The 11,968-nt window shown below is 44.4% G+C and carries 7 protein-coding genes; all 7 read right to left on the reverse strand.

Annotated elements, in window-relative coordinates; genetic code table 11:
- Nucleotides 1-144: 144 nt before the first annotated feature.
- The gene (locus ICC18_RS12260) at nt 145-3,036 is read right to left on the reverse strand and encodes a polysaccharide lyase family 8 super-sandwich domain-containing protein (RefSeq protein WP_188174653.1); all 2,892 of its coding nucleotides are present in this window, start codon (nt 3,034-3,036) and stop codon (nt 145-147) included.
- A 189-nt stretch (nt 3,037-3,225) separates the two neighbouring features.
- Nucleotides 3,226-4,059 (reverse strand): carbohydrate ABC transporter permease, encoded by an 834-nt coding sequence (locus tag ICC18_RS12265; RefSeq protein WP_188174654.1) that lies wholly within the window; start codon nt 4,057-4,059, stop codon nt 3,226-3,228.
- Nucleotides 4,059-4,949 carry a carbohydrate ABC transporter permease gene (locus tag ICC18_RS12270; protein ID WP_188174655.1) on the reverse strand — a complete coding sequence of 297 codons (891 nt, stop codon included), beginning with the start codon at nt 4,947-4,949 and terminating at the stop codon, nt 4,059-4,061. Before ICC18_RS12270 ends, ICC18_RS12265 begins: the two co-directional genes overlap by 1 nt.
- 78 nt (nt 4,950-5,027) lie before the next feature.
- Nucleotides 5,028-6,371, reverse strand: coding sequence for an ABC transporter substrate-binding protein (locus ICC18_RS12275; protein WP_188174656.1), 1,344 nt, complete (start codon nt 6,369-6,371; stop codon nt 5,028-5,030).
- A 233-nt stretch (nt 6,372-6,604) separates the two neighbouring features.
- Nucleotides 6,605-8,221, reverse strand: coding sequence for a response regulator (locus ICC18_RS12280; RefSeq protein ID WP_188174657.1), 1,617 nt, complete (start codon nt 8,219-8,221; stop codon nt 6,605-6,607).
- Nucleotides 8,218-10,092 (reverse strand): cache domain-containing sensor histidine kinase, encoded by a 1,875-nt coding sequence (locus tag ICC18_RS12285; RefSeq protein WP_188174658.1) that lies wholly within the window; start codon nt 10,090-10,092, stop codon nt 8,218-8,220. Before ICC18_RS12285 ends, ICC18_RS12280 begins: the two co-directional genes overlap by 4 nt.
- A gap of 147 nt (nt 10,093-10,239) precedes the next feature.
- Nucleotides 10,240-11,766, reverse strand: coding sequence for a vanadium-dependent haloperoxidase (locus ICC18_RS12290; protein ID WP_188174659.1), 1,527 nt, complete (start codon nt 11,764-11,766; stop codon nt 10,240-10,242).
- Nucleotides 11,767-11,968 lie beyond the last annotated feature (202 nt).

The following is an 11,968-nucleotide window of genomic DNA, read 5'->3' on the forward strand; positions in this document are numbered from 1 at the left end:
AGCATGTTATTCTGCTGTTGATATTATTAGTATAGGACCCCCTCGTTTACTTATCTATCAGACTCTTTTTACTTGGATTGACTTCATTTTACCCTTTCATGAATGAACAAGGCAGCGACCGTATGACCGCTGCCAAGATGTTTCTTATTCCTGTTTGGATAAAGCGTTCTCTTCGTCATCCTGACGAACTTCCAACTCCGCCAGCTGCATGCGGTACAAGCTTCCATCCGAAGGATTTTGCCGCAGATTGGTTCCTAGGACTCTCACATAACGCGCGTTCGAAATCGGGAAACCAAAGGATTGGGCATGATTGCCAGGCTTGACATACCCGGTTTTGGTTACGACCGGAGTCCAGCTCGCTCCATCCAGCGAAACCTGGATTGTAAAATCGACGGGAAATCCTTGCCCAACGTTCCCGCTGTCCGACCGTGGGTACAAATCCACTTTGTTAATGGCATATACGGCACCCAGATCCGCCTGAATCCATTCTGAATGATTCACGGACAGACTGCTGTTGCTGGTCCAACCATTGCTTGTTCCTGCCGAAATCCTTTGTCCGTCCACAGCGTACGCGGCATTCCATACGCCGCTGTTCACCGTACTCCCGGCCGTTACCGGTTTGTTCAAAGCCAAATTGGCTGAGGGCGATAGCTTCGTTCCCGATGAATAGCCGAATTTCGCTTTGAATGTTTTGCCGTAAGCTCCATTCACGTTTACGGTCATTTTGATGGTGGGACTCAGTTGGGTCACGGTAATCTGGCTATCGTTCTCCAGGATGCCGTAAGCCGCTTTATTCAGTTCAATCTCGATCGTGCCCACGTTTTCCTGCGTGGGATCCGCGATCGCAATCTCGAGATCGTCCATGTTTTCCTTCACAACGACGGATGCTTTCTTGTTGCTGGTGACGATCCCGACAGACTTGACCGCATCTTTCCAGAAATTCACGGCTGTGATGTCCAAGTCGGTTTCTCTGACGCCATGGGCGTCGGCCGACTGCTCCAAAATGGTGAATTGGGGGGCGGAAGCATAGCTGCCGACTTGCGTGCCCGACATGTTGGGCAGGAGAGCGTAGGCGTAACTGCCTGCTGTCGGATTCAAGCCATGGTCAAACCATAGCGTCAGGTAGTTGCGCTTGTAAATTTGCTGGGGATTACCCGTAATGCCTGAATTTTGATTGATGTCGAACCATTTTCCGCTGCGTTCCGCCCTTGTTCCCTTCAGGGTTGAAGCGGTTGGAAAGTAGTACCCGATATCGGCGCCGGCGGAAGCCGTCCCCCCTAGATGTGCCCAGTTTACGCCGGTCATCGTCTCCGACCATCCGAGGGCAGTCGGTTTGGCGGTTCCGTTCACAGTCAACGCATTATTGCCGGCCGCGTTCAGCTTCCGGTTCTCAACTGTGGTTTCCACGACCAAGCCGCCGGCCGCGGAAATATTGGAACCGAGCGCCACGATTTCGTTATCGAACATGAACCAGGATTTCTTTGCTTGCAGGGATTCGGCGTCAGGCTTCAGTTCCATGCCGGCCGCGCCGAATTCGCCGAGATCCGCCCCCCCTGCCCACTTGCTTTGGTTGGGGTTGAAGTTCGAATTTTTATTGGCTTGTGCGGTAGTCCCGGCCAGTCGGTAGGCGTTCACGGTCGGATGATATTCCTGATCGTAAGCCTCGATATCATGGTTGTAGAGGTAAGTGGCTCCTTGCCCGTAATGCCAACCATGGAGGTTCTCGGCATTAATCTGCTCATAATTGATCACGTGACCGTTCATGGCCAAACCGAACGTATACCCCGGCCGGCTGTGCACGACGCGGTCCATCCTCGCGAACGTCTTATGCAGCGTGAGATCGCCACGGGAAGCAGCCGTGGCCGTCATCGCTTTCACTTTGCCGATCGTATAAATCGAAACGTCCTGATAAAAATTCCGGTACGTGTCCGAGTCCACATGGTATTTGATCAATTGTTCCATTCTCGTCTTGTTCGTGGCGTCCGCCACCAACGACATCCAGGTTATGCTTTCAAGAATGTTATGTCCAATGAGATGCTCTTGAGCCTCCGGGCGCGACATCTCCCGGCCTTCTACGAAGGACATCACCCCGCCTTTGTGCAGGAACGGTTCAAATGCGGTATAAGTCCACTCGTAGATGACTTGTTTCTCAACCGGTTTGATGTCCCATGCGGTACCTGCCAGCACCAGCAGCATTTCGGCCACCGATTTGTAAAAGCCCCGGCCGTATCCCCCGTTATAGGGATTGCCGGGATAGCCCGGCGTATTTGGACTGTTCGTACCAGTGTGGTCGACATAAGAGCCGTCGTCAAAAAAGCCGTTTCCATTGCTGCTTCTGAATTTCAAGGCGTCTTCGATCGTGGTTTTCACCACGGTCAGCGCAGACCCATTTTTCTTGAGAATGTTGTTCAGCATGAGAATTTTCGTGCCCCATAGTCCGTTTGCATCCGCTGACCCTTGGGGCAGCCTATGTTTATCGACTGCTGCGGCATAGTTGCTCAGCGAGGCGGCCGGCATATTCTCATACATCAGGATAGTGGCATCCAGCAAGTAAAAAGGTATCGCCACTTTCCACTCGAACCAGTTGCCGGGCTCGGGAGTCGCAGTCGAATACCAATGGGCATTCAGCCATTCCATTCCGGCCGTAATATCCGCAGCTAGTGCCGTATTCCCTTGCAGGGAAGAACCTTTTACTTGGTAGGCAAGCGCCATGGCCCTCAGGCGCCAGTACGAATCACGCACATGGAATCCGCTGGATCCATTATTAAATTCACTCCATAGGTAAGTACGGGAGGCCGATTTATCCAACGTATCCCAATATTCTTGAGCTGTGGAAACAATTTGGCCGATCTTGGATGCAATATCCGGATCCGATGAATCGTATGCCGTTCCTCCGGTCAATAGCACCTTCCATTTGTCTCTCAGCGTATCATACTCATCCGATGCATAAGCTGTTGGAATGAACATTTGGTTAACCGCACTCAAGATTAATGCTGCCATAATGACCATACTGACGATCTTGTTCAATTTTTTCATTTCAATCCTCCTTCTGGTTTTTACTAGGAAAACGTCCCGAAAAAAATGCCATATAATTGGGCAATATGCACCTCCCCTCCAAAATGTAAGCGATTACTACGGAGAAGCTGAAGGGGCATAACTTTTAGCACAGTCTCCCCCGTTTCTTTCATCGTTATCTTCTCTATTACGGAACTGTGAGGGATCTACCTATCCCTTCACAGCACCCGCAGTAATCCCATCAATAATAAACCTCTGCGCAAGCAAATAAATAATTAGCATAGGGAACACGATCATGCATACGCCAGCAAAAATGAGCGACCAGTCATTAAAATACCTGCCTTGAAAAGATGCCAATTGAACCGTTATCGTTATTTTCTTTGAATCCTGAATATAAAGCATCGGCATCAAAAAATCATTCCAAATATGAAATAAATTTAAAACGCTGACGGTTGTAATCGCAGGCTTCAATAAGGGAAATACAATCATGAAAAATGTTTTATAAATACCGCAGCCATCTATTAAAGCTGCCTCTTCAAGCTCCCTGGGAACCGATTTGACAAATCCGCTTAATAAGAACACTGAAAACGGAGCCAGGGATGCAAGGTAAATAAAGATAACGCCTTGATAAGTGCTGATCAGCTGTAATGAAAGCATAACCTTGTACAAAGGAATCATCGTCATCTGAAAGGGGATGATCATGCCTGCAAGGAAAAGCAGATACATCGCATTGTAAAACTTATTGTTTCTTCTTGCGATCACATAAGCGGCCATGGAGGTAATAATGACGGAAATACCTACCGATACAAGCCCAATGAATGAAGTGTTTAGGATGGAGCGGAAATAATGCATGGTTTGATAAGCAGCCTGAAAATAATCAAGCGTGAATTCCTTAGGGAGCCCGAACGGGTTCGTCGCCAAATCGCGCTTCGTCTTAATCGATGAAATCAGAACCAGCAGAATTGGATAAATGTACAAAATACTTATGATCCATAGTACGGCCTTAAGTAGATAAGAGGATAACTTGCCGATTACAACGTTCATTACATCTCCACCTCTCTTTTCCGAAGAAAGGTTACCATGGCGATGGTCACGATCAAAATAAAGATGAATAAAACGATGGACATGGCCGACCCATAGCCCCATCTGCTGCTTCCTGGACCAAAGCCCAATTGGTAGATCATCGAGGCAACCGACTCTGTCATATAACCGGGACCGCCCTTTGTCAGAACATAAATTTGGTTAAATATTTGCAGATTTCCAATCATACAAAGCACAATATTAATGGTGAAGGATGGAGCAATAAGCGGGAAAGTGATGTGAATAAATTTTTTTAAACCGGTGGCGCCCTCGATCTCCCCGCATTCATACATGTCCTTCGGAATCGCTTGAAGCCCTGCAATATAAATGACCATCGCATATCCGGCGAATTGCCATGAGGTTACCAAAGAAATTACCCATTTCGCCCAAAACGGATTGCTAAGCCAACCCATTTGCCAATAACTCAAGCCCAGCTTATCAAGCAAATTGTTTAAAACACCAATATTGGGTTCAAGAATGAAACCCCATACATATCCAATCAGCAAAGTGCTGAAAATGCTCGGCATAAAAAATAAGGTCCTCATGAAGTTTACGCCTGCAAATTTTTTAACCAGCAGCAAGGCAAGTACAAGCCCGAGAAAGTTTTGTAGTATCGTAATCGTAATCGTAAATTGAATCGTGTTTCGGAACGCAGTTAATATCATCTTATCGTGGAACATCTCTATATAGTTGCTAAAACCGATATATTTGCTCTGCATGCCATTCCAATCCGTAAGCGAATAATAGGCAGAACTTAATGTAGGGATCAGCAGGAACCCTAAATAAAATGCTAGTGCAGGGAGCAAAAAGACTAACCATTTCAATTCAAGGCTTATTTTTTTATTAGCCCACATCTCAAACACTCCTTCTATTCCTTCATACAACTGGCCGGCATTGGATAAGAATGCCGGCCAGTTTTCATTTATTCTGACCTATTTAGGAGCATTGGCCTTATCAAAATTAGCGATAAATTGATCAATCGTGATGCCTTTTGCGATTAAATTTTGCATCTCTTTGTCTATAGCAAATGTGGAGGCGGTAGGTTTATATAAACCGGCAACTCCCCAGAAATCGGGCTGCACTTCTCCGGCAGCAAATGCCGCATTGACGTCCGAACTAAAGGCATTATCAACCTTAACCTTGGTATTTGTAGGAATGCCATTTTTTTCATTCAAAACCCGGGTTTGATTTTCAGCGCTTAAGTAATAATCCATTGCAATTTTAGCAGCTTCCAGATTTTTACTATCAGCATTAACCACGATTCCCTCGTTTGCAGTTGTAGGTACAACTGTCTTCTCCCCAGGGGCATTTAATGGGAGTGTGAAGAAGCCGATCTGCGCTTTCGGGTCAGCATCTTGAACTGCCTTATATTGCCACGTGCCATTAATCAGCATTGCCGCCTTCCCTGTCCCTACCATTGCGCTTGCCACGTTGATATCCGTTCCAAGGAAGTCCTTAGGGAAGTAACCTTTGTCTATCCAATCCAGCTGTACGTTCAGAACTTTCGTGATATCCGTTTTGATATCCGCATATTTCAGAGAAAGATCGGCAAGCTTGACGCGGGTGCTCATATCCTTCGCATTAATATATTGGCCGAAAGCGATAAAATTGATGATCTGGGTCGTCCAGGAGTCCTTGAAACCTCCAGAGATGGGAATGATATTCGCCGCTTTCAGTTTTTCCGCAGCAGCTGTAAATTCATTGATATTTGTCGGAACAGCGATTCCATGATCGCTGAACACTTTTTTGTTATAGATGACTCCCAAGGCATTTGTTGAATTTGGCACATAAAAAAGCTTCCCGGCTTTATTATCTTTACGTTCTTTAATCAAGGCCGGCAAATATTCAGAAACAGATTTAAGATCCGATAAATCGGCAAATTGATTGGCATCGATTTGGACCTTTTCCATAAACAAGTCTTTGCTTATAGAATGGACATACATTAAATCAGGAAGATCCTTAGCAGCCAATTTGGCTTTTACCGCTGACTCATATTGATCGGTAGGAATGTTCTGCAGTTCAATCGTAATATTAAACTTGTCCTTCATATCCTTAATATAAGCATCTGTTGATTTGGTAGCATCTGCATAATTCCATGTCATATATTTTAATGTAACCGGCTTCTTAGCAGCTGCGGTAGCTGATGTCGCTGACGTCGCTGCGGACGATGCATCTTTTGTCGATGCCGGCTCATTGCCTGTGGAACTTTTGCCGCAACCGGCTAATAGCGTTGTTGTCATTGCAGCTGCAAGAACTATTGTTGAAAACTTTTTCATTGTAAACCCTCCTCTTTTTATTAAAGCTCATCTGGCTTATAAGGTAATTATAGGACGGAGGAATTTGATTAAAAATCAACTTCTTTGTCTTTTTTGACTATACTTTTTTTACCACATAGGAAAGTTTAACTCCGTTAAAGCACTAAAGTGCTTAACAAACTTTCCTATTGGCGATAAAAACTTCCGCTGAACGCGGTCGCTCATCTTCGTAAGTGCCTCGATAGACGTTTTTCTCACTTTCTCTTATACTCTGTGGGCGTGCAGCCGAAATATTCCTTGAATTTTTTGAGAAAATAACTGACATTCCCATAGCCGACCATCTCAGAAATATCGTTCATTTTTAAGTTTTCCTGCATGAGAAGCTTTAAAGCTGCATCCATTCTCACTTTGTTCAGGTATTCGTTAAAATTGTAGCCCGTCTCACTTTTAAAAATTCTAGAAAGATAGGCCGGATTGACGAAAAATGTGTCGGCTACGCTATTTAAATTAATATTCTCACCGTATCTCTTGTTCAAATATTCAACAATTTCATCCATGGTCTTCCTTGATCCCGATTTCTTGTTATCTGCAATAAATTCCATAGCTTTGGAAGCTGCTTCCATCGACCATTCCTTTAATTCCGAAATCGTGAACAAATCCTTCATTATTTTATCGTGGATGTTGGGTTCTTGGAGTAAATCCTCAAGTAAGCAATTATACTTTTTAAGGGCCTTTTTGATATTCATCGTTAATTCCAGCACCGTATTTCGAATGCTTTGGGGATGGATGGTCGGGCTTGAATGAATTTCGTTCAAACAATCTTCGATCAAAACAAAAGCCTGCGTCTTATAGGAGTTCTCCAAGTAGTAAAGTAACGTCTTCTCTTTATCCTCCGGATACATATAATAATCATTACGGCTATCGATTAAATCAAAATGAATGATACGGCTTCCCTGGACAATTCCGGCATTTTGTACCGCTTGAACGGCTTGCGTATAGGATCTGCCGGCCTCCCTCATATTCATGAATTCCCTGCCAATTCCCACATATAATTTGAATCTAACGATGTCAGTCACCACATCAATGATATGTCCGCATTTTGCATAGATCTCTTCAACGATCAGACTATATGCCTCTGTGTCGAAACCCTTTAGCAAAATTAGCTCACCCTGCTTGCTATAATTTCTAAACACGATGGAGTTATCGTAATCTTGAATGAGTTCATGTACTACGTTGTATAAAACATATCCGGCAAGTTCAGTATCCTTTTTATATTTGTCCACCGCTACGGCCTCAAAATTTTCTGCCCTTATAACTACCGCTGCCATACGAGGCCAGGCAAAGCTGAGCCCGTTTTTGGCAATGCCGGTCTGAATCTCTTCCAAGCTTAAATCCGTGCCTTGGACCAAATGGGTAAGAAATTTTTCTTTCGCAAGAATCCCGCTTTCATTTAATTTCATATTCAGTTTCAGAAGGTCTTCTTTTTTATTATTCTCCTCAATTATCCTTTGAACCGCCCGGATTAGCGTTTCTTCAAGCTTTTCCTCCTCAATCGGTTTTAATATATAGTCAAATACACGAAAGGTGATCGCCTTTTTGGCATATTCGAAATCAGAATAACCGCTTATCACGATAATAATAATGTTCGGAAACCTTGTATGAATCGCTTCCATCAATTGAATGCCGTCCATCCCGGGCATACGAATATCCGATACAACGATTTCCGGTTGATATTTGTCTACCATCTCCAAAGCGATGGCGCCATTCGGGGCTTCACCTACAATTTCGAGCCCCAGCGATTCCCACTCCATCTGCTCTCTTAGCCCGAGCCTGATCCATTCTTCGTCATCCACCAGCAGCACTTTAATCATTGGTGTTCCCCCTCTGTAGAATTTGCGGCAGTTAGTTTTTGAACAGGTATAGAAATGATTACCCTGGTCCCTGCCCCTTGGATGCTTTCAATGTCTATCCCATACTCTTGTCCATAAATCAGCTTCATTCTCTGGTTAATGTTTCTTAAACCAATACTGTTATGCCCGTCCCCAGGATAAGGCGTATCTTCGATTTCATCAGCAGAATTGATAATTTGCAATAGTTTGTCTATTTCGTCCTTTGCGATCCCGACTCCGTTATCCTCAATGATGATTCTTATCTTCTGACCCTCAAGTTTACCTGAAATTTTAATGATCCCATTTGCACCCTTGGGTTCAATGCCATGACTGACAGCGTTTTCTACAACTGGCTGCAGAATGAGCTTCAATATGCGGTGTTCCTTCACTTCTTCATCCATTTCTATTTCATAATTTAAAAATTCGCGGAATCTCAGTTTTTGAATATCCAGATAACAAACCAGCACTTCCATTTCATCTTTGATAATGGTTAATTTGTTTTTAGCGTTTAAACTGTATCGCATGATTCTAGCTAAACTTTTGGATGCTGTATTGATCTCGGGTACTTTATGTACGACCGCCATGCTGCTGATGATTTGTAAGGTATTGTAAATAAAATGAGGATTGATTTGCGCTTGCAGATATTTAAATTCCGCATCTTTTCGGGCAAGCTTCTCTTCATATTTTTCCAAAATTAGGGTTTTTATCGTAAAAACCATCGTATTAAAGCTCCTGACAAGCTGGCCCAATTCATCATTGGAAGCATACTCGAGTTCAAAATCAAAGTTGCCAACTTTGACATTGTTAATCCCTTTCTTTAATTTGTGGATCGGTTTGAACATGAGCTTCGAGAAAGCATAGGCTATACCTACTGCAAATAACAGAGCTACCAATCCAAGCAGCAAGTCAAAAAGCACTAATTGGTTAGCGACCTTCGTTATTTCAGTGTAGGGAGTAAATGTTAACAGCTTCCACCCCGTAACCATGGAAGTGCTGAAAGAAATCAGATATTTTTTATTAGATAGGATGGCTGTAAATTTGCCTGTGGCTGCATGTTGCGTTATTTCTTGCTCAATTACTGCTATATCCTTGTCCTCAACCTTCATGTTATCGGCGTAGATTGCCTTTCCCTTCCCGTCAAGAAATAACACGCCCGTTGTTTCGCCCAGATTCACCTTATCGACAATGCTGTTAAGAGAATCTATCGATAAGTCAATGAGGATAACGCCGTAAGGTTCCCTATTAATCTGATCCATATTTTTCAGTAATCTCGAATAGGAGATTACTTCTTTGTTATAGTTAAGCTGATAAGGTTTGTGCGGCGCTGAAATTATGGTACGTCCATCGGCGGCTACTGTTTCTTTATACCAGCTCTCACCTGTCGGGTCATAGTCAAGCTTATTCGTTCCGTTCAATGCATAGGAAAAAAATTTGTCTTTGGAGTTGTAGATGTAAATACTATTAAAATCCTTTCTTAAAAACATTAATCGTTGGAAAAAGTTTTGTACGACCTTCAATGCGTTATACTCATCGCTAATGCTAGCGAAGGTTTTCGTTGATAACACTTGCTTGATGCTGTTATTGGAATCAGCATAATCCGATTCGGCATAAATGGACTGGATAATGCGATCCACCTGATCCAAATTATCCTCAAATCCTGTATTGATATTGTCTACCAGTCTCACGGCGTTGTTGGTTGCTTGAGTCTCATATAAATTACGGGAATATAAGTTGGAGAAAAAACTGGAGCCGGCAATAATCAGGATAACGATGGCAAGCACGCCATAAAATATTTTATTAAATATGCTAAGATCAGAAACTGCCTTCTTATATAATTTATGAAGCCCTCTCATTCGTAAGTCACTCTCCCGCAAAGTAAAACTTGTATTTTCAGTGTAACAGAAAATAAAATAAAATGAGTCCCGACAAAAAAAGAAAGACCCAGACACTCAAATGTAGTGTTCAGGTCTTTAGCAATGTATTCGTCTTGCCGGTCTAGGTCAGACAGTTATTTTAGTTCCGTCAAACTTGGTTAAGGAAAATCCTTTGAAAGGCTCATTATAGGTGGATTTATACTCACGCAAGATCCCTATGGCTACCGCTTCCCCCAGCTTTAGTCCTTCCTTTCCATCAGTACGCCAGTGAATACCGGCATATTCGCGTCCGTGGCAAACTCTGGAGGCGAGCTTATTCAATTCTCCTCCTATCGTTAATGGCCGCCCGGAATAGGGAACCAGAGAAAGCCCGTCGGGACTGGCTACAACCGGATCGGGAATGACAAACGATTCCTTAAAGAATGCTTTTAACATCGTCACCTGTGCTCCAACAAAAGCGGCGTGTCCTGACGGATAGGCCGGATGAGCGGGGCAACCTTCCGCATAAGCACAGGGAAGCAGATATGTGCCATACCTGCTAAACACTTCTGAAACAGCTTGAGAATGAAGCAATTCCGGATTAATCGGGTAATCTGCGGCTCCTCTCAATTGGTTGTGGACACGCCCTCCGAACTCTTCAGGCCGGATACGTCTATGGACGAGATACTTTTGGAACCATGCTGCCTCTAAAGCGGGGCGTGCCGCCCGAGCCACAAAATCCAAAATATGCGGTGCTCCGAAGGTACAGAAGCCGGCCTGAGTTGCCGAATTCAAATAAGGGTTGGCCGGGTCTAGGGCTTCAGCGCCATAACTAAGGAGAATCAGACAGGCACCCAAACCGCTTTGATAAGAGTAGTCGGTATGGACCCATTCGGCCAAATCACGGCCATTTCGAATATACCGAGGGATGGGGTCATATACGTTTGCAGTTAGTGGGGCCAATCCATTCTGGATGTTCAACCATTCCCGATACAAAGTCAAATGATTATCATCGGCCACCGTTGTGCGGTTACGTTGGGCAATTTTTGTCCCCCCGTAGGGGATATCCTTCCATAAAAACTGGGAAATCATGGGGCCGACTCCATCGCCAGGGATATCGTCACGAAATAATGTACCTGTGGTAACCCTCCCATCTATCTTCGGTCCGCGGAAGGTTGAAAGATTCGAAATCTCTGACGCTGCGGCAAGCGTAAGCGGATTGTTTTCGTATGCTTGAAAAGGAATATCCCGCGTCAGCGCCCTCCAGTAAAGCTCGACCATTTCACCAGCCATCTCGGCACTGCTGAACGCCGGTGGTGCTGCAATAGCCAACTGATGACTATCAGGTCCAGCCAATTCGAAGGCATATGCGGCTTGAGGATCGACAAGTTTAAGGAGACCGCCAAGTGGAATATCTTCAAAATCTTCCATATCGCCGGTTTTTAAGGCATGGATAAAAGCCCCATATGCTTTCAGGTCTACCTCCCCGAGCTTATTATGCGGCAATCCTTTAGTGAACACGGCAATTTTTTGGGGATATCTACTTTCATCTCCGTTACATGGATGGCCTGGCAGCAGCCGGTTCTTTTGGAAAATCGCTCTTTGCAAACGAATTCGAAAAGCTTTATTACGTCGTCTCGCAGGTGTTAAAGGTCCAATTTCACATGACTTCATTGTCTTTTGACGTTTCCTGCGCCCAACTGCGCTCCTATATATAAAGTCGGAACCCTTTCGTATAATATCTCCCACTTTGCAGCCCCTCCTCATTATCCTTATGTAACATACGGCAGAGACCCAGAAAATGGAAGGGCGGTAGCGGATATTCAAAACTGGTTCCTTGGACGAAATTTATCAGATGCCACGCCAGTCAGCCTAA

The organism is Paenibacillus sedimenti, assembly GCF_014534655.1.
GTDB classification, from domain to species: domain Bacteria; phylum Bacillota; class Bacilli; order Paenibacillales; family NBRC-103111; genus Paenibacillus_E; species Paenibacillus_E sedimenti.

Coding starts and splice junctions, on each gene's coding strand:
- ICC18_RS12280 (WP_188174657.1), bottom strand. CDS start 8,221: ATGATTAAAGTGCTGCTGGTGGATGACGAAGAATGGATCAGGCTCGGG.
- ICC18_RS12275 (WP_188174656.1), bottom strand. CDS start 6,371: ATGAAAAAGTTTTCAACAATAGTTCTTGCAGCTGCAATGACAACAACG.
- ICC18_RS12285 (WP_188174658.1), bottom strand. CDS start 10,092: ATGAGAGGGCTTCATAAATTATATAAGAAGGCAGTTTCTGATCTTAGC.
- ICC18_RS12260 (WP_188174653.1), bottom strand. CDS start 3,036: ATGAAAAAATTGAACAAGATCGTCAGTATGGTCATTATGGCAGCATTA.
- ICC18_RS12265 (WP_188174654.1), bottom strand. CDS start 4,059: ATGAACGTTGTAATCGGCAAGTTATCCTCTTATCTACTTAAGGCCGTA.
- ICC18_RS12270 (WP_188174655.1), bottom strand. CDS start 4,949: ATGTGGGCTAATAAAAAAATAAGCCTTGAATTGAAATGGTTAGTCTTT.
- ICC18_RS12290 (WP_188174659.1), bottom strand. CDS start 11,766: ATGAAGTCATGTGAAATTGGACCTTTAACACCTGCGAGACGACGTAAT.